Genomic DNA, 20361 nt, shown 5'->3' with positions numbered 1-20361 from the left:
ATATACAAGTAATTACTTGCTTAATTCAGTAAAATAATGATAAAACTGTGGAATGGTTTCAATACCTTTTAGATAGTTCCACACCCCAAAATGTTCATTTGGCGAATGAATGGCATCACTATCTAACCCAAAGCCCATTAATATAGTTTTACTTTTTAATTCATTTTCAAAAAGCGCAACAATGGGGATACTTCCACCGCTTCGTTGCGGGATAGGAGTTTTACCAAATGTAGCTTCATAGGCTTTTGAGGCAGCTTGATACCCTGTATTATCAATAGGTGTAACATAAGCCTGCCCGCCGTGATGTGGTTTTACTTCAACTTTTACTGCTTTGGGAGCGATGCTTTCAAAATGCTCTTTGAACAGTTGTGAGATTTTACGCCAATCTTGGTTGGGGACCAATCTCATGCTTATTTTGGCATAAGCTTTACTGGCAATTACGGTTTTTGCTCCTTCTCCAATGTATCCACCCCAAATTCCATTTACATCAAGAGTAGGTCGTATTGAGTTACGTTCATTGGTTGTATAACCGGCTTCACCATATACATCACCTATTCCTATTGATTTTTTATATGCTTCTTTATCAAAAGGCGCTTCGGCCATTTTTGCTCGTTCTTCTTCTGAGAGTATTTCTACATCATCATAAAACCCCGGAATGGTAATGTGATTGTTTTCGTCATGAAGTGAGGCAATCATTTTTGTTAATATATTAATAGGGTTTGCTACTGCTCCTCCATATAAGCCACTGTGTAAATCTCTATTGGGACCGGTTACTTCAACCTCAACATAGCTTAAACCACGCAAACCTGTTGTAATAGAAGGAATATCTGGAGCAATCATTCCTGTATCACTTATTAAAATAACATCGTTGGCTAGTTTTTCTCTATTGCGAGACACAAACCATTCTAGACTAGCACTACCTACTTCTTCTTCGCCTTCAATCATAAACTTCACATTACAAGGAAGTTGATTGGTTTCGGTCATATACTCTAATGCTTTTACGTGCATATACATTTGTCCTTTGTCATCACACGCTCCTCGGGCAAAAATGGCACCTTCCGGGTGAATATCTGTTTTCTCAATAACCGGATCAAAAGGTGGGCTGTTCCATAAATCCATAGGATCTGGTGGTTGCACATCATAATGACCGTACACTAAAACAGTAGGAAGGTTTTTATCGATAATTTTTTCACCAAAAACAATGGGATAGCCCGGCGTTTCACAAATTTCAACAGTATCACAACCGGCTTTTTTTAGGCTGTTTTTTACGGCTTCGGCTGTATTAAACACATCGTCTTTATAGGCTGAATCTGCACTTATACTGGGTATTTTTAGCAATTCAATTAATTCGTCTATAAAACGCTGTTTGTGTTCTTCAATGTAAGGTTTTGCACTTTTCATAGTAATTTTCTTTTCTTAAAAGCTAAAGGTACCAAAAACAAAATTTTATCTAAAAAATTTGTTTGCCAATTATGAACTTTATGTATATTTGCACTCCTTTTGAAACAGAAAGGAATATTAATACGCGGGTGTGGTGGAATTGGTAGACACGCTAGACTTAGGATCTAGTGCCTCACAGCGTGAAGGTTCGAGTCCTTTCACCCGCACAGACTAAAAGCTTCTCAAGTACTTGAGGAGCTTTTTTATTTACCACCTATCATCTGCTTCAGACTTTTTAAGCTTTTAGAAATTAATTCGTGTACAAATTTGCTATCGTAGCTTGTAGTTTAAAACCTGATATTCAAAACGATTGTTATTTTCAGTTTTATAAATACCCCTTGAATACGGAATTCCGTAAACTTAATTGAAAATTTCCCAGTAGGTTTGAACAAAATGGTTTCCACTTTACCATATAACTGGGGAGTTTAAAAAAGTGGATGTTATTCTAGCCCCTATGGAGTGTCTGTAGGGGTTTTTCTATAAAAACATTGATTGAGTTAACTCAGTTATTCCTTCCCTTCTTTTATTTTCTCTTCTACTTCTTCTTTTTCATCACCATTCAATTTTCCTTTTGTACTGGGTTTTTTATTGGTTTTATGATGAATTTCATAATACATCCCAAAATGATCGCTTCCAAAATTTTCTGTGCGTACCATCTTTTTTACGAATAAGTCTTTGGTATGAAATAAATGGTCTAACGGAAAGCGCATTAACCAATATCCTGCATGATAAGTTGGGAAAAAACCACGACCTATACGAGGATCAATCATTGCTGTCATTTTTTTGAAAAGTCGCGTCGCTCGGCTCCACACCACATCATTCATATCACCACAAACAACTACAGGTTTATCAAGCTCCCTTAGTTTTTTACCTACTACCATTAACTCTGCGTCACGCTCTTTTGACGTTTCATTTTCTGTTGGGCTTGGCGGTGCAGGGTGCAAACAAGCAAAGAAAACGGTTTGATTATTAGATAAAGGGAATTCAAAAAATATGGAAGGAACATCTTCTTCAACATGGTAATTTACTTCTACATTATTCAATTCTATTTTGGAGTATAGATGCATTCCGTAGTAGTTGTCTAAAGGAATCTTTACAGTAAAAGGATAGGTTTTTTCTAATTCTGAAAGGCCTTCTTCCCAAGTTTTGTCGCTTTCCATTGTGAGCACCAAATCTGGGTCAAATTTATTTACTTCAGCTTTGAACAAGTCAAATTCTTTATTGTCTTGCAGTACATTGCCGGCCAATATTGAAACCATTCCATCGCTAGGGAAATCTGGTTTTTGCCTTGGGTATAATGAACTGTAAGGAAATACTTTTACAATTTGATATATCAAAGTTGCTATGAGTGCTGCTAGCAATACCCAACTTATAGTGGTAAACGGGTTCTCCAATACTATTAAAAGAAGTAACAGCAGGGATTGAATTGCAATTGTTTGTAATCGTATAAAATCAGGTATTCTGAAAAACCAGTGAGGATTTTCAGTAGCCGGGAAGAAAGAGCTTATTACAAAAACAAGTATTGCAACATGTAAAACCATTCTATAAAAGTAGGATTTTTAAATTACTCCTTTTTTAAAAGCTGTGTATTTTTTTTAGAAACACGATATGTGTATTTTTACGAACTTATATTAAATAACAATGTTAATTATACTATGAAAAAAATTACCTTATCCCTTTTATTATCGCTTTTTACAGTTGTTACACTCCTCGCCCAAACGTATGTAACCCCAAATACAGGTGTTACTTGGACGCTTGATGATATTGCTGCGGCAAGTCCTTCTACAATAACAATCTCAGGAGATCAATACAGTTTACATGAAAACCTAGAAATAGCTGAAAATGATAATATAGTAATAGACACAGACTTAACCCTTTCTATTGATGCAGATTTATTAATTACTGTTTTTGGAACGCTTTCAGTTAACAGTACTGAAATTATTATTACAGCAACAGATCAAAACGCACCTTATGCAGGTTTCCGTTTTGAGCAGAGCTCATCAATTGATTTTACAAACACAACCATTGAGTATGGAGGTGGCTTAAGAGTTCTTACAGAAAACTTTTCTATAGACAATTGTACCATTACAAATAATGTAGAAGGTGGTGCTACTACAGGTGGTGTAATTTCTTTATCAAGAGGAACGCCACAAATCACTAACAATACAATTACATTTAATGCTCTTCCGGCTATTAGTGCAGGCGCAAATAATGAAGTATCTGCTTATATTTTTAATAATTATATAGAAGGTAACAACCAGTCAAACTCTAACCGCCCACAAATTAACTTGGGAATTACAAGACCAGCTGATACCTTAAAAATAATTCAAAATACTATTATTGGTGACAGAAGTCTTGATATGGTAGGTGGTATTGCAGTTGCCAATTTCTTTGGTTCAAGCGGTACTATTTTAGCTAGAATTGATGACAATACCATTGTTGATAACCGTTACGGGATGAACATTGTAGGGAGCAACTCTTTTGCTTACGTAACCAACAATGTGATTGAAGACAATGACACACAAGGTGAACCAAACCTTGGAGGTAGTGGTATTTCACTTAACAGTGGCTCTGCAGGAATGGAGATTATTGCTTCCGGTAATGAATTCAGAAGAAACCTTTGGGGTATAACTGTAATTGGAGAAGCCGAAATTAACTTAGGTGATGATGAAGACAACCCAGGAAACAATGTATTTTCTGAAAACGGAAATGGTGGAGAAACCTACGCTATTTACAACAACACAGCAAACACCTTACAAGCAAAAAACAACTGCTGGATTGAAGGTGAAGAAAGCACTGAGCAAGAGGTTGAAGACGTAATTTTTCACGTAGTTGATGACAGCGCATTGGGCGAAGTGATTTTTGACCCTTATTTATGTGGTGTTTTAAGCGTTGATGAAAATACTGTAGCAGATTTCAGTTTTTACCCTAATCCGGCTACAGACCACATTCAGTTTAACAACCGTTTGTCTTTTTCTGAAATAACCATTTTTAATACCGGTGGGAAAGCCGTACTTACACAAACTATTTCTGAAGGAACCAATACTATACAAACCAACTTACCATCTGGTGTGTATTTTGTTCAGTTTACAAACAACACTACATCTGCTGTAAAAAAATTGATTGTTCAATAATTCACTTCAGAAACATACAACTCTTAAAAACACGCTGTACTTTCAGCGTGTTTTTTTATACAACAGCCCCCTATCTACTGTTAAAACCCTACTTTTGCATTTTTAAACCTTTTGTGAAAAAATACTGACGTGAAGCTAGATAAGAATGCAACATTAGAGCTAGATAAAGCCGAAATGAAAGCCTACGGCTATGAAGTAGTTGATGCCATTGTGAACCATTTTGACACTCAAAATGAAAAAGACCCGGTAGCTTTGGGCTCTCGCGAAGAAATGGATTCTCTATTTCTTGAAAAAGCCCCTGAAAACCCTGAAGACGCACACAAAGTACTCAACTTTGTATTGGATCATGTGATGACAAAAAGCAATATTGTTTCTCACCCAAAATCCTTTTCGTTTGTACCAGGACCTAGCAATTATATTAGTGCTATGGCAGACACATTAGCAACCGGATTTAATATTTTTTCGGGCGGTTGGGCGGCTTCTCCTGCGGCTGCAGAACTTGAAATTGTAACCATAAACTGGTTGCTTCAATTGTTTGGTTTCCCCGGCAAAAAAGGAGGCGGTATTTTCACTAGCGGTGGTTCTATGGCTAATTTAACAGCTATTGTAACCGCACGGCGCATTAAATGTGGGGATGATTTTTCTAAAGCTGTCATCTACTTGTCAGACCAAGCACATTCTTCAAACATAAAAGCCATTCGTATTTTAGGGTTTAAAAAAGAACAGATTCGCATTATTCCTACTGATATTGAATTCAAATTATCTTTAAACAAACTTCGAAACGCCATTGCCAAAGACCGCTTAGAAGGGTTACAACCTTTCTGTATGGTCGCTACAGCAGGAACAACAAACACAGGAACCGTAGACCCCCTTTCTGAACTTTCAAAAATCTGTAAAAAAGAAAAAATATGGTTTCATATTGATGGGGCGTATGGCGGTGCGGCCATTCTTGCTAAAAACGGCAAGAAGTTACTCAAAGGCATTGAAAAAGCAGATTCATTAACGGTAGATCCTCATAAGTGGTTTTATCAGCCTTACGAAATGGGCTGCCTATTGGTACGCAATAGTAAATGGCTTAAAAATACCTTTACCGAAACACCTGAGTACCTTCGAGATGTTGAAGGAAATGAAAGTGAGATCAACTTTTACGATCACGGGGTGCAATTAACCCGCCGTTTTAGAGCGTTGAAATTTTACATGTCTATTAAAACATTTGGGTTAAAAGCGTTTCGGGATGCGATAACCTATAATATTCACTTAGCTGAAAAAGTAGAAGATTTGCTTCGGAAAAGTGCCAATTGGGAAATTATTTCGCCAGCAACACTAGCTGTTATCAACTTCCGCTACAACCCGATAGGCAACAAGCTTTCTGAAAAAGAACTCGATGAATTAAACCAATATATTTCAGAAAAAGTAGTGGGTTCGCGTAAAGCATTACTGGTTACAACTATTTTAAATGGCCAGACTGTTTTGCGCATGTGTTTAATTAATCCACGCACTACGCTTGAAGATGTAAAGGAAACCATCTTGCTTTGTAATGAGTTTGCTAAAGAAAAATATCCTAATTGAAAAACGCAGATGTCATACTAATAGGTGGCGGTGCCGCCGGATTTTTTACAGCAATTAATGCCGCGGAAAACAATCCGGCGTTAAAAATTATCATTCTTGAACGCGGCAAAGAAGTACTTACCAAAGTAAAAGTTTCCGGTGGTGGGCGGTGCAATGTAACCCACGCCGAATTTTTACCAAAAGATCTTACCCAAAACTATCCACGGGGCGAAAAAGAATTGTTGGGACCTTTCCATAGTTTTATGACAGGGGATACCATTGCGTGGTTTTCAAAACGTGGTATAGAACTGAAAATTGAAGAAGACGGCCGGATGTTTCCAATAACGGATAGCTCACAAACCATTATAGATTGTTTTATTTCTGAAACTGAACGATTGGGTATTGACGTATTGAAAAGTCAGTCTGTAAAAACCATTGAAAAGAACGGTGATTTTTGGAAAATCACAACAGCTTCTGAAGTGTTTTCATCAGAAAAACTGGTCGTTGCAACGGGCAGTAACCCTAAAATTTGGAAGTTGTTAGAAGGGTTAGAGCATACCATAATTCCACCAGTTCCTTCTTTATTTACGTTTAACATTGATGATAAACGAATAAAAGATCTACCTGGTCTTAGCACCGAAGCTTCGGTAAAAGTTTTAAATGAAAGCAGAAAAACAATACTTGAAAGCGAAGGTCCGCTACTCATTACCCATTGGGGCATGAGCGGTCCCGCTATTTTAAAACTATCGGCTTGGGGCGCTAGATTACTTGAGCCTACCAAGTATCATTTTAACATTCAGGTTAATTGGTTATTGGACAAAGATTCTTCTGAAGTCATTGAGGAAATGAAAGCCCTTAAAATTGAGCTTGCCAAGAAAACCGTTTTAAAAAATGCTCAATTTGACCTTCCCAAACGGTTATGGAAAAGTTTGGTTACGGCTTCAAATATTTCTGAAACAACTACGTGGGCTGATATTTCAAAAGAGGAAATAGTTGCTTTGGCATCTCAACTTACTGAGGGAATTTTTAACGTACATGGAAAAAGTACCTTTAAAGAAGAATTCGTAACAGCCGGCGGCGTTGAATTAAAAGAAGTTGATTTTAAAACTTTTGAAAGCAAAAAACACAAAAACCTCTATTTTGCAGGCGAAGTATTGAATATTGATGCCATTACCGGTGGTTTTAACTTTCAAAATGCGTGGACAAGCGGTTATTTAGTGGCACAAAGTATTGCGAACTAATATGACAACATATATTGCTTTATTGCGAGGTATCAATGTAGGAGGCCATAAAAAGTTTACCAAAGCGCAGCAACTTGAGATGTTGTCGGGGTTGGGTTATGACAATACGAAGGTGTATTTACATACCGGGAATTGGATTTTTGAAACTTCGGAAAGGGAAGAAGCAATCGCACAACATATTTCTGAAGCCATACAAGCTCAATTTGGCTGGAAGCTACCCATCCTTGTTTTACCTCTTTCAGAAATAGAAACAATCTTTCAAGACTGTCCCTTTTCCGAAGAAAAAAAGAAAAACAGCTATTTTATCATTCTTTCAGAACAACCAAATGAAGCGTTTGTTAAAGAAGTAGCATTGATACAATATTCCAATGAAGAGGTTGTGATTAAAGACCGTTGTATTTATTTTTATTCCGCCAATGGCTATGGGCGCACTACATTTAATATGAATAGATATGAGAAAAAACTCAACGTGCAAGCCACTTCTAGAAATTATAACACTATGACAACCATTATAGGAATGGCCGGATAGTACCTCATCCGTTTTTTTTAAACAAAACATACTTATTATCCTTGTATACCTTGCACGATAATTTAATTATGTCATCCTAATTTTATACCCTTATTGTTTCGCTATATTTGCGATTTGAAAAGTTCTGAAATGAAAGAAGTTAGTTTTATCCCAAAACCATATACAAAAACACTTGAAAAAGGCAGTGTCTCTTGGCAAAGCCCTAGTAATATTGCCTTAGTTAAATACTGGGGAAAATATGGAGCGCAACTGCCTAAAAATGCTTCTATCAGTTTTACATTGAGCAATTGCCATACAAAAACGACGCTTTCTTATGAAAGAATAACCGCCACAGATGACTTTCAATTTGAAGTATACTTGGACGAAAAAAGAGAAAAAAGTTTTGAACCAAAAATTAAAAAATTCTTTGAGCGTATTGAAGAATATGTTCCATTTTTGAAGGATTATAAATTTAAGATTGAGACTACTAATAGTTTTCCTCATAGTAGCGGCATTGCTTCGTCGGCAAGTGGTATGAGTGCATTGGCGTTATGCTTACTTTCCATTGAAAAGCAATTGGTTTCAGAAAAAATATCAGAAACGTTTTTTAACCAAAAGGCTTCTTTTTTAGCACGTTTGGGTTCCGGAAGTGCTTCTAGAAGCATAGAAGGACCGCTTATTGTTTGGGGAAAACATGATGACATTGAAGGAAGCAGTACTTTATTTGGAACAAAATACGCGTATGAGGTTCACAATATTTTCAAAACATATCAGGACACTATTTTATTGGTAGACACCGGTGAAAAACAAGTGAGCAGTACGGTTGGGCATAATTTGATGCACGAGCATCCATTTGCCGAGCAACGGTTTAAACAAGCTAATGACAATCTTTCAAAACTAATTCCGGTTTTAAAAGAAGGGTCTGTTTCAGAGTTTATCAATATTGTAGAAAGTGAAGCCTTGTCATTACACGCGATGATGATGACCTCTATGCCTTATTTTATACTAATGAAGCCTAATACTTTGGAAATCATTACCCGTATTTGGCGTTATAGAAAAGAGACTGGAAGTCATGTTTGTTTTACGCTAGATGCAGGTGCCAATGTACACGTGCTCTATCCTGAGGTAGAAAAAGAAAGTGTTTTGGCCTTTATTGAAAGCGATCTAAAACCCTTTTGCAAGAACGGATTATACATAACAGATAGTACCGGAACCGGCGCACACAAGCTTACTAAATAGTTGACAAAGTATTTTTTATAACAAATTTCAGAAAAAATAAGAGTTGTAGTAGTATCTTTGCACTAATGACAGAAAATCATTACATTTAAAAAACATTAACCATTACTCTATGCGTGGTCCCTTATTTTATTCAAAGATTTTGCTTTTTGGCGAATATGGAATTATAAAAGATTCTAAAGGTTTGTCTATACCGTACAACTTTTACAACGGAGCTTTAAAGATTGATGAGCATAAAACCATGCACACCAAAAAAAGCAATGACAGCTTACGTAGGTTTGCTACGTATTTAGAACAGCTTCAAAACGATCAGCCTCATTTGGTAACATTTGATATTGCAGCCCTGCAAGCCGATGTTGACAAAGGACTGTATTTTGACAGCAGTATACCGCAAGGTTATGGTGTAGGAAGTAGTGGCGCTCTTGTTGCAGCAATTTATGATAAGTATGCCACCCAAAAAATTACGGTGCTTGAAAATTTAACTCGTGATAAACTATTACAGTTAAAAGCGATTTTTGCTGAAATGGAGTCTTTTTTCCACGGAAAGTCATCCGGTCTTGATCCTTTAAACAGTTATTTAAGTCTTCCTATTTTAATCAATAGCAAAGACAATATAGAACCTGCAGGAATCCCTTCGCAAACTGAAGACGGAAAAGGCGCTGTATTTTTATTAGATAGCGGTAGCACCGGCGAAACCGCACCGATGGTTCAGATTTTTATGGAAAATATGAAGCAAGAAGGTTTCAGGAGTATGGTAAAAGATCAATTTGTAAAACATACCGATGCTTGCGTTCATGACTTTTTAAAAGGCGACGTAAAATCGCTCTTCGGAAATGTGAAACAGCTTTCAAAGGTGGTTTTGGATAACTTTAAACCTATGATCCCCAAACAATTTCATACCTTATGGAAAAAAGGGATTGACACCAACGCTTATTACCTTAAATTATGTGGTTCTGGTGGTGGCGGTTATATGCTAGGGTTTACAGAAGACATTGATAAAGCACGTGAAGCCTTACAAGATTATAGACTAGAAGTAGTTTATAATTTCTAATATTTTCAACCTACATATATTATGTTAAGTCGAAAACAAAAACATTTTCTACTAAAGGTTTTCAGTTTGTTTTCGGTAGTGCGCGGGTATAACATACTTATTATTGTTATTGCCCAGTATTTAACCTCCATCTATATTTTGGCACCCGATTTACCTGTAAAAAGTGTGCTGCTGGATGTTAATTTACTAATGTTGGTATTAGCTTCGGCCGCTGCCATAGCATCGGGGTATATTATTAACAGCTTTTATGATAGCGAAAAAGACTTAATTAATCGGCCTCGAAAAACGATGCTGGATCGGTTGGTGAGCCAGCGTACCAAACTTTCGGTATATTTTATTCTCAATTTTGTTTCGGTTGTATTTGCCAGTTATGTTTCTTTTAGGGCCGTACTGTTTTTTTCAATGTATATTTTTGTGCTTTGGCTGTATTCACACAAACTTAAAAAGTATCCGTTTATAGGGAATGTAACCGCAGCTATCTTGGCTGTTATTCCATTTTTTGCTGTATTTATTTACTACCGTAATTTTGATTTGGTCATCTTTGTCCACGCAACCTTTTTGTTTCTTCTTATATCGATGCGGGAGTTGGTAAAAGACTTAGAAAATATTAAGGGCGACTTGGCTCAAGACTATCACACTATTCCTGTTGTGTATGGTGAACAAGTTTCAAAGCGTATGTTGACTCTTATGTGTTTGGTTGCATTTATACCGGCTTTATTGCTCATATTTAAGTTCCCCATTGGGTATATGAGTTACTTTTTCTTTGGAAGTATCTTAGGTTTATTGTTTTTTTTATTCATTCTATGGAAATCAAAACGTAAACTTCACTACATCATACTACACAACATTTTAAAATTCATTATTGTTCTTGGTGTTTTTAGTATTGTATTGATTGATATAGATTTGTTGGTGAATCGATTTCTACTGAAAATATAAATCACGGATTTTCTTTTATTACCATTTGAAAACCAAAGGCTTTCCCTACCTTTGCAAAAAATTAATTTAATACATGAGCAGAAAAGATAACAGTGGAAAAGGAAAAGCTTCGGGGCGCGGTGGCGGAAACACTCGTAAAAGAAGTAGTGCACGAGGTAATGCTCCCTTACAAAGGAAAAAACCTACTATTAAAAAGGAACAAAAAGGTGGTAAAACCAACCATCAAAAAAATCCTGACGGCATTCGTTTAAACAAATACATTGCCAATAGTGGTATTTGCTCTCGCAGAGAAGCAGACACCTACATTAAAACCGGTTTGGTTTCGGTAAATGGAAATATTATCAACCAAATGGGGTATAAAGTACAACTTAATGATGATGTGCGATTTGACGGTCGCCGTATCAATCCAGAGCCGGATACCTATGTACTGCTTAACAAACCCAAAGCGGTAGCTACTACAACTAGTGAAAGCAAGGGATTGACGGTTATGGATTTAATTTCGAATGCTACGACCGCCAATGTAAAACCTGTGGGACGTTTAGGTAGAAATGCAACCGGTTTGTTGTTATTTACCAACGACGATAAACTGGTAAAAAAATTACACAGTAAAGGTATGCCGCGTCTTTTTCATATAGAATTGGATAAAAACTTAAAAGCATCTGATTTACAAAAAATTGAAGAAGGGCTTACCATTGATGGTAAGACGGTAGAGGTAGAAGAAATAAGCTACGTAGAAAACTCACCTAAAAAAGAAATTGGCCTTAAAATTAAAAACATGGGTAATAGTATTATTCGAGATATTTTTGGTCATTTGGGGTATGATGTAGTAAAAGTAGATTGTGTTACCATTGCACACCTTACCAAAAAAGATTTACCACGCGGTCGCTGGAAGATACTTACCAAAAAAGAAGTAGAGCTATTCAGTATGATGTAATAGCACTTTGACAATCAAAAACTTAACACCTCATTTACTGAGGTGTTTTTTTTTGTTATTTTTTAATGAAGTATGTTGCTATATCAAAAAAAAAAGTACATTTGCTGCCTATTTAGCTGAACAATTTGAACCGTGTTTCTGTGTTCGGGTTTTTGAAAATTAGGAAGTCATATTCAAAAACAGGTTGCCAGGCAACCAGCCGAAATTTAAAGCTAGCTTCCGCCCTACCCTTACTTCCCTTAGCGGGATCTTACAAGCGTTTGGCCTATTGGCTCAATCCTATCCGTATTTGAAAATTGCGTTAATTTTTTGTTATATCCCTTCTATTTATGAGGGTATCAACTAATTGATTTATATTTTTCATATCTAAACATCAACAATCAAGATGAATACTAAATACATAGATCTAATTGATCAAACCTATTATTTTCCGCAAGAAGAGTTTGCTTTAAATGAACAAAAAACGCTACAGTTTCACGGTATTGACCTTATGAAACTAGTTTCAGAATACGGTGCGCCTTTAAAGTTTACCTATTTGCCTAAAATTTCAGAAAACATACAACGTGCCAAAGGCTGGTTTGCAGACGCCATTAAAAAACACAATTATCAAGGTAACTACAACTATTGTTACTGTACTAAAAGCTCTCACTTTAAGCACGTATTACACGAAGCATTACAAAATGATATTCATATTGAAACCTCATCTGCTTTTGATATTAATATTGTTGAAAACCTTAAAAAAGAAGGAAAAGTTAATGACTCTACTTATGTAATATGTAATGGTTTTAAGCGAGAGCAATACATTGTAAACATAGCACGATTGATTAATGAAGGTCACAAAAACTGTATTCCTATTATTGATAATTATGAAGAGATAGGTTTGCTATCTGAGCAAATTGAAGGCAACTATAAAGTAGGGATACGAATAGCCTCTGAGGAAGAGCCCAAGTTTGAGTTTTACACGTCACGATTGGGGATAGGCTATAAAAATATTGTTCCGTTTTATGAAAAACAAATTAAGGACAACAAACAAGTTGAACTTAAGATGCTTCATTTTTTTATCAATACAGGAATACGAGATAATGCTTATTACTGGAACGAGTTGCTTAAATGCTTACATGTGTACACCAAACTAAAAAAAATATGCCCTACACTTGACAGCTTAAATATAGGCGGTGGTTTTCCTATCAAAAACTCGTTGGCATTTGAGTATGATTATCACTATATGATTGATGAGATTATTAACCAAATAAATAAAACTTGTGCAGAGGCAGATGTGCCTGTGCCTAATATATTTACTGAGTTTGGCAGTTTTACAGTAGGCGAAAGCGGTGGTGCTATCTATGAGGTATTGTATCAAAAACAACAAAATGATCGCGAAAAATGGAATATGATCAACTCTTCATTTATCACAACCTTGCCAGACACTTGGGCTATAAGCAAGCGCTTTATCATGCTAGCCATAAACCGCTGGAATGATGAGTATGAGCGCGTTTTATTAGGTGGGTTAACGTGTGACAGTGATGACTATTACAACAGTGAGCAACACATGAACGCCATTTATTTACCAAAATTTAAAAAAGAAAAACCATTGTATATAGGCTTTTTTAATACAGGAGCCTATCAAGAAACCATTGGCGGGTTTGGGGGGCTGCAACATTGCCTCATTCCTTCTCCAAAACACATATTAATAGACAAAGATAACGATGGAAACATCACAACACAATTATTTTCAAAACAACAAACTAGCGAGCAATTGCTTAACATTTTAGGATATGAGCACTAAAACCTATGCCGGAATTCCGCAGAAATATGCGGCTCTGGAAACTTCAAAAATTGTATTAATTCCTGTTCCTTATGACGGAACCAGCACTTGGCAAAAAGGAGCTGACAAAGGTCCTGAAGCATTTTTACACGCTTCAGAAAATATGGAGTTATATGATATTGAAACCGAAACCGAAGTGTACAAACAAGGTATTTATTTAAGCGACCCTATTACTGAAAATGCTTCACCCGAAGCTATGGTAAAAGCCGTTCATAAGAAAACAAAAGATTATATTTTAAGAAATAAGTTTGTTACTCTTTTTGGCGGAGAGCATAGCATTTCAATAGGTAGCATTCGGGCCTTTAACGAATGTTTTGATGATTTGACCGTGCTACATATTGATGCCCATGCCGATTTGCGCAAAGAATATGAAGGCTCTAGTTGCAACCATGCGTGTGCTGTTTATGAAGCCAGCCAAACTACTAACTTGGTACAAGTAGGAATACGAAGTATGGACAGTGCCGAGACTACCGTTATGGACCGTGAGAAAACCTGGTTTGCGCACGAAATGGCAACAGATGAATACTGGATGGATAATGTACTAGAAGCTTTGGGCGAAAATGTTTTTATCACCTTTGATCTAGACGCTTTTGACCCCTCTATACTTCCCTCAACCGGTACTCCAGAGCCCGGAGGTTTGTTTTATTATGAAACGCTAGACTTTTTAAAGCAAGTTTTTGCAGAGCGTAACGTAGTTGGTTTTGACATTGTAGAATTGTGCCCCAATCCTGAAGAAAAATCATCAGACTTTTTGGCTGCAAAACTATATTATAAAATGCTTAGCTATAAATTTGAAGGAACAGAAGAAGAAGACGAGTTTGAAAGCAACTTTAATGATTCAAAATCGAAAAACTTTGGAACAAAATTAAATAACGAAGACGATGCGTACTAAAGGACCTATTTCAGAATTTATTCAAAACTATTATTTACATTTTAATGCCGCTGCGCTTGTTGATGCTGCAAAGGGGTATGAAGAGCAATTAAACAACGGCGCCAAGATGCTTGTTTCACTAGCAGGAGCTATGAGTACAGCCGAAATGGGCAAAATTTTTGCTGAAATGATACGCCAAGACAAAGTACACATCATCTCATGTACCGGAGCCAATCTAGAAGAAGACATTATGAATCTAGTAGCCCATAGTCATTATAAGCGCGTACCGAATTATCGTGATTTAACCCCGCAAGATGAGTGGGATTTGCTTGAAAAAGGCCTAAACCGCGTTACTGACACGTGTATTCCTGAAGAAGAAGCTTTTAGAAGAATACAAGAGCATATTGTAAAAATATGGAAAGATGCCGAAGCAAAAGGAGAACGCTACTTACCTCATGAATATATGTATAAGTTGTTATTGAGTGGCGTACTTGAAAAGTATTACGAAATAGATATAAAAGACTCCTGGATGTATGCTGCCGCAGAAAAAAACCTTCCTATTGTTTGCCCCGGTTGGGAAGACAGCACGATGGGTAACATTTTTGCCAGCTATGTATTAAAAGGTGAATTGAAAGCTTCTACCATGAAAAGCGGAATTGAGTATATGACGTTTTTGGCAGATTGGTACACAGACCATTCAGAAAAAGGGATTGGGTTTTTCCAAATTGGCGGTGGTATAGCCGGTGATTTCCCTATTTGCGTAGTGCCTATGCTGTATCAAGATATGGAGCGTACCGATACCCCTTTCTGGAGTTACTTCTGTCAAATTTCAGACTCTACCACTAGTTACGGAAGCTATTCGGGAGCTGTTCCTAATGAAAAAATCACTTGGGGAAAACTAGATATTGACACTCCAAAGTTTATTATAGAAAGTGACGCCACGATTGTGGCACCCTTAATTTTTGCATATTTACTGGATATGTAAGGTATGGACAAGAAAATAGAAACTATTGAATTAAAATTTCTTACGCTCACAGATTATGAAGCGTTAAAAAAAGCAACCCTTCAATCTTATGGAGGGTTGCCAAATTCATATTGGAAAATTGAAGAAATAGGCACTTTACTTTCCTTATTTCCTGAAGGTCAAATAGTTATTGTTGCCGATGGTAATATTGCCGGGTGTGCACTGTCAATTATTGTTGATTATGATACTATTGAAGACAACCACACTTATGACGATATTACAAAAGATCCAAATTTTGCCATTCACAATGCCAATGGAGATGTTCTATACGGAATTGATGTTTTTATTCATCCCGATTACCGCGGCCTTAGACTAGGAAGAAGGTTGTATGACTATCGAAAAGAGTTGTGTGAAAATTTAAACTTAAAAAGTATTGTTTTTGGTGGACGCATGCCCAATTATCACAAGTATGCCGAAACCCTTTCTCCCAAAAAATACTTGGAAAAAGTACGCAGTAAAGAGATAGAAGATCCGGTACTTAACTTTCAATTATCAAATGATTTTCATCCATTACGTGTATTAAAAGGGTATCTAGAAGGTGATGCTGCTTCCGGGGAGTATGCAGTCTTGATGAAGTGGGACAACATTTATTACACCAAACCTGAACAAAAACCTACCGCTACTAAAAGTGTGGTACGTCTAGGCTTGATACAATGGCAAATGCGTACCTATAAAGGAATGGAAGACTTGATGCATCAAGCAGAATACTTTATTGATAGTGTAGCCGGATACCGAAGTGATTTTGCCGTATTTCCAGAGTTTTTTAATGCTCCGTTGATGGCCGCTTACAATCATATGAGTGAACCCGAAGCTATACGAGAACTCGCTATACATACAGCTGAAATCACTCAACGATTATCAAAGCTATCTATATCATATAATATTAATATCATTTCAGGAAGTATGCCAGAGGTGGTTGATGATACACTTTACAATGTGGGGTATCTGTGCAGGCGTGACGGAAGCGTGGAACGCTATGAAAAACTACACGTTACTCCTGATGAAGCCAAGGTTTGGGGTATGCAACCGGGACACTCTTTACAAACGTTTGATACAGACTGTGGCAAAGTAGGTATTTTAATATGCTATGACTCTGAATTTCCTGAATTATCCAGACTACTAGCAGACGAAGGCATGGATATTTTGTTTGTTCCATTTTTAACAGATACTCAAAACGGTTATTCACGTGTGCGGTTGTGTGCTCAAGCTAGAGCGATAGAAAACGAGTGTTATGTTGCCATAGCCGGTAGTGTGGGTAATTTACCCAAGGTTCACAATATGGATATTCAATATGCCCAATCTGCCGTATTTACTCCTTGTGACTTTGCTTTTCCTAATAATGGAGTTAAAGCCGAGACCACACCCAATACCGAAATGATTCTAGTTGCCGATGTAGATCTTGATCTCCTTCGAGAACTACATACTTTTGGCGCTGTACGTAATTTAAAAGACAGGCGCACCGATTTTTATAAATTAGAGCGTTTATAAAACGTCTTTGTAAGACTATCCAAACCTGATAGTTTCTGCTATTAGGTTTTATTTACTACCACTTTACGTATTCACCCTTTACGTACTCATGCTATCTGGTGTATTCATATACTTGCTATGAGTAAAGCATTGTGTTTATGTGCTGTATGCTATATGGTATTTATATATCAAATACGCTATAAACACGCTACATATACGCTATAAATACGCTATAAAATTGGTTTTGACTCTAAGATGCACTATATTAGACCTTATATATCAATATATTATGGCGCGACAAACAGGAATTATTAAATTAACCGGTACTCTCAACGGAATTAACCTATACACAAGACAAGGAAAAGCTCTGGCTAGGAAAGCCGGAGGCGGTTTTAATAGTCACGATATAAAACATAAGCCTTCTATGAAACGTGTACGTGAAAACAGTAGTGAATTTGGCCGTTGTTCACGAACCAAAAAACATTTTAATAGAGCTTTACGTCCTTTTCTATGCCATCACAAAGACACTACTCTTCATGGACGGCTTATGCGTTTATTTACTTCCTTAAAGAAACTAGATAGCGTACACGAACGAGGTCAACGCCAAGTAGCAGAGGGTATACATACTCCTATGGGAATACAACTTTTAAAAGATTTTAATTTTACACCTTCTTGTCGAGTATCATCTCATTTATTGGCAAACGTTACCTATAATTCTGCTCAACGCATTTTGCACATTGCATCACTTAATATAGAATCATTACCGTTTGCTAGCGGAGCTACCCATATGGCACTTACGTTGGGTGTTTTGCATTTTGATTTTTTTACAAACCGCTATGAGCTAAGTGTAAGCACCCCTGCTTATATTGACAAAACGCAGCAAGGCAGTGATGTATATTTACAAGCTGCTGCCCCGGCACTTTCGGGTACGTGCATTGCAGTAATGGGGGTGAAATTTTATCAAGAGGTGCAAGGGCGCTATATGGTTTTTAAATCAAAAGATGCGGTAGGACTATCTATTATTCATGTAGGGAATTGATTTTTTTAATTATATTTGATTGTACTACTCCCCCATAGTTTGCAATACGCACCCTATTTGTAAAGAAAAACACATGTCTATGCGGCATGCTTCATTTCATATAAAACTAACTACTGCTTCTTACAAGGGGCATTCTTGTTATTTTCTTCACTTTGACTCTATGAATGATCAAAATATGCTTGTGTCTGCATTTCCTTCTTTTAAGTGGAGTACACATCATAAACTATATTATGTATTAAAAAAACATAAACCATTGCATGTTTTGTTTTCAGAATTAAGACGGGTGGGCTGTTATGTAGATTATTCAGAAGTAATTTCTAAACGTACACCTGTACAAGCAGCTGTTAAAAAAGTATTGCACTTGCCTGAACTGGCATTGAAGAAAGCCAAAAAACTAGATCAGTTTGAACGATGGATGCTTGAAAAACGACTTTCAAAAAACACCATAACCACCTATATAGGAGTTACTGCTTTGTTTTTACGGTATTTGCAATTGAAGCGAGCTACCGAGATAAATGCCTTGTGGGTACAGCGATTTAATCACGATTATGTGATACAACAAAACTATTCGATATCGTATCAAAATCAATGTATTAACGGTATAAAAAAATATGCCGAGTTTTGTGAAGTAGATTTTGTGTTGGATTCACTTGAGCGACCCCAAAAACCTAAAAAGTTACCTATTGTACTAACTAAAGAGGAAGTAAAATCTATTCTAGATGCTACCCATAATACGAAACACAAAACTTTACTAGCCCTTTTATACAGTGGCGGTTTGCGTATAGGTGAAGCGCTAACTATGCAGGTAACAGATGTAGATAGTAAACGAGGGTTGCTTTTTGTGCGAAGTGCCAAAGGCAGAAAAGACCGGTATACCCTCCTTTCTACCAAAATATTGATATTGTTGCGCCACTATTATAAACAGTACCAACCCAAAACATATTTGTTTGAAGGTAGAAATGGAATGCCTTACAGTAACAGTAGTGCTAGAGAAGCGCTTTTAAAATCTGTACAGCGAGCCGGAATCACCAAACCAGGTATTACTCTACATACATTGCGTCATAGTTTTGCCACCCACTTGCTAGAAAACGGAACTGACATACGGTATATACAAGAATTACTGGGCCATAAAAGCCCTAAAACGACTATGATTTATACCCACGTAAGTAATGATTGTTTAAAGAATATTAAAAACCCTTTGGATGAGTTATAGTAAAAATAGTTATATTGAAATCTTGAATGAGCTGGTGTTTTTTACGTTTGGAACTAAACGTGGTTTACAAGAACCAAAACTGTGCATAGCATGCCGTTTGGGTTTTATAAGAGTAAAAAAACTGTTCATATAAACAAGTTGTAATGCATTATGAAAACAGCATTTAAATATATTATTCCATCTCTAGTTATTATCTCATTTCTGATTTTAGCAATAACAGAAAAAGCGGATTTTGATTCGGGTGACTATTTGAATTTTGGTCTTACCCTACTGACCTATTTCTACGTAGTTTTTACTTGGGAAATGTTAGAACGAATGAAAACGGAATCGTATTTAGAAAGACGACCTTATTTGGTAGCTGACTTTAAAAGTCCTAAAAGCAATTTACACTTTGAACTGGAAAATATTGGAAAAACACCTGCTTTGAATGTTAAGGTTAAAGTCTCACCTGACTTTGAACTTCTAAAAAAGGAAGACTCAATTAACACCACAATTTTTAAAGACAAAATAGATTTCTTTCCCCCAAAAAAGCTGATAGAAACGTATTTATCGACGACTTCGAGTTTCTTTGAAAAAAATCCAGACAAGTTTACTGTTCAATTGGATTATGAAGATAGTTTCAAAAATAAATTTTCGGAAAAAATTATATTGGATTTAAATCATCATAAAAAGCAAAGTTATTTGATTGAAAAAGAATTGAAAGACGTTGTAAAAAGTATAGACGAATTAAAAAAAACAATTGAAAAAAAATAACGCATTACAACAATGTATAACCGCAATTACGGCGGATTCGACTACGTCCGAATCCACTCGGAATTGCTAACGTCTGTTCTTAAAACAAAAATTAAGTAACTTTAACTCCATAACTGCGGTTATACGAGACCGTTGTATGCA

General features: G+C 36.4%; 17 protein-coding genes and 1 tRNA gene. 16 read left to right on the top strand and 2 right to left on the bottom strand.

Going from position 1 to position 20361, the window contains the following annotated elements:
• Positions 1-12: 12 nt before the first annotated feature.
• The gene (locus tag INR76_RS06275; protein WP_223109804.1) at positions 13-1401 is read right to left on the bottom strand and encodes a dipeptidase; all 1389 of its coding nucleotides are present in this window, start codon (positions 1399-1401) and stop codon (positions 13-15) included.
• Between the two features lie 124 nt (positions 1402-1525).
• On the opposite strand from INR76_RS06275, the gene INR76_RS06270 reads away from it, so the two are divergent.
• Positions 1526-1607, top strand: a tRNA-Leu gene (locus INR76_RS06270).
• 339 nt (positions 1608-1946) lie between these two features.
• Here INR76_RS06270 and INR76_RS06265 read toward each other — a convergent pair.
• The gene (locus tag INR76_RS06265) at positions 1947-2981 is read right to left on the bottom strand and encodes an endonuclease/exonuclease/phosphatase family protein (RefSeq protein ID WP_223109803.1); all 1035 of its coding nucleotides are present in this window, start codon (positions 2979-2981) and stop codon (positions 1947-1949) included.
• Positions 2982-3095: 114 nt separating this feature from the next.
• On the opposite strand from INR76_RS06265, the gene INR76_RS06260 reads away from it, so the two are divergent.
• The 15 genes from INR76_RS06260 to INR76_RS06190 all read left to right on the top strand — a co-directional run bounded on the left by INR76_RS06260 (position 3096) and on the right by INR76_RS06190 (position 20220).
• Positions 3096-4574 carry a T9SS type A sorting domain-containing protein gene (locus INR76_RS06260; protein ID WP_223109802.1) on the top strand — a complete coding sequence of 493 codons (1479 nt, stop codon included), beginning with the start codon at positions 3096-3098 and terminating at the stop codon, positions 4572-4574.
• 174 nt (positions 4575-4748) lie between these two features.
• Positions 4749-6143, top strand: coding sequence for an aminotransferase class V-fold PLP-dependent enzyme (locus INR76_RS06255; RefSeq protein WP_223109973.1), 1395 nt, complete (start codon positions 4749-4751; stop codon positions 6141-6143).
• Positions 6140-7363, top strand: a complete 1224-nt coding sequence (locus INR76_RS06250; RefSeq protein ID WP_223109801.1) for an NAD(P)/FAD-dependent oxidoreductase — start codon at positions 6140-6142, stop codon at positions 7361-7363. Before INR76_RS06255 ends, INR76_RS06250 begins: the two co-directional genes overlap by 4 nt.
• Before the next feature lies 1 nt (position 7364).
• Positions 7365-7892: a DUF1697 domain-containing protein gene (locus INR76_RS06245; RefSeq protein WP_223109800.1), complete on the top strand. Its 528-nt coding sequence runs from the start codon at positions 7365-7367 to the stop codon at positions 7890-7892.
• Between the two features lie 129 nt (positions 7893-8021).
• Positions 8022-9110 carry a diphosphomevalonate/mevalonate 3,5-bisphosphate decarboxylase family protein gene (locus INR76_RS06240; protein WP_223109799.1) on the top strand — a complete coding sequence of 363 codons (1089 nt, stop codon included), beginning with the start codon at positions 8022-8024 and terminating at the stop codon, positions 9108-9110.
• Between the two features lie 109 nt (positions 9111-9219).
• Complete coding sequence (locus INR76_RS06235; RefSeq protein ID WP_223109798.1) at positions 9220-10158, top strand: mevalonate kinase; 939 nt, start codon at positions 9220-9222, stop codon at positions 10156-10158.
• Positions 10159-10179: 21 nt separating this feature from the next.
• Positions 10180-11094, top strand: a complete 915-nt coding sequence (locus tag INR76_RS06230; RefSeq protein ID WP_223109797.1) for a geranylgeranylglycerol-phosphate geranylgeranyltransferase — start codon at positions 10180-10182, stop codon at positions 11092-11094.
• A 73-nt stretch (positions 11095-11167) separates the two neighbouring features.
• On the top strand, positions 11168-12028 hold the full coding sequence (locus INR76_RS06225; protein WP_223109796.1) for a pseudouridine synthase: 861 nt from the start codon (positions 11168-11170) through the stop codon (positions 12026-12028).
• Positions 12029-12413: 385 nt separating this feature from the next.
• Positions 12414-13814 (top strand): arginine decarboxylase, encoded by a 1401-nt coding sequence (locus INR76_RS06220; protein WP_223109795.1) that lies wholly within the window; start codon positions 12414-12416, stop codon positions 13812-13814.
• Positions 13804-14745, top strand: a complete 942-nt coding sequence (gene speB / locus INR76_RS06215; protein ID WP_223109794.1) for an agmatinase — start codon at positions 13804-13806, stop codon at positions 14743-14745. The genes INR76_RS06220 and speB overlap by 11 nt, the downstream gene beginning before the upstream one ends.
• Positions 14735-15709, top strand: coding sequence for a deoxyhypusine synthase family protein (locus INR76_RS06210; protein ID WP_223109793.1), 975 nt, complete (start codon positions 14735-14737; stop codon positions 15707-15709). The genes speB and INR76_RS06210 overlap by 11 nt, the downstream gene beginning before the upstream one ends.
• Positions 15710-15712: 3 nt before the next feature.
• Positions 15713-17236, top strand: a complete 1524-nt coding sequence (locus tag INR76_RS06205) for a bifunctional GNAT family N-acetyltransferase/carbon-nitrogen hydrolase family protein (protein ID WP_223109792.1) — start codon at positions 15713-15715, stop codon at positions 17234-17236.
• Between the two features lie 268 nt (positions 17237-17504).
• Positions 17505-18254: a hypothetical protein gene (locus tag INR76_RS06200; protein ID WP_223109791.1), complete on the top strand. Its 750-nt coding sequence runs from the start codon at positions 17505-17507 to the stop codon at positions 18252-18254.
• Between the two features lie 73 nt (positions 18255-18327).
• The gene (locus tag INR76_RS06195) at positions 18328-19467 is read left to right on the top strand and encodes a tyrosine-type recombinase/integrase (RefSeq protein ID WP_255592873.1); all 1140 of its coding nucleotides are present in this window, start codon (positions 18328-18330) and stop codon (positions 19465-19467) included.
• Positions 19468-19617: 150 nt separating this feature from the next.
• On the top strand, positions 19618-20220 hold the full coding sequence (locus tag INR76_RS06190; protein ID WP_223109790.1) for a hypothetical protein: 603 nt from the start codon (positions 19618-19620) through the stop codon (positions 20218-20220).
• The last annotated feature ends 141 nt before the right edge of the window (positions 20221-20361 follow it).

It is taken from the genome of Marixanthomonas sp. SCSIO 43207, from assembly GCF_019904255.1.
In the GTDB taxonomy this organism is placed as follows: Bacteria; Bacteroidota; Bacteroidia; order Flavobacteriales; family Flavobacteriaceae; genus Marixanthomonas.
Note: the sequence above shows the minus strand (reverse complement) of the source record. Positions and strands in the feature narration are given on the sequence as shown.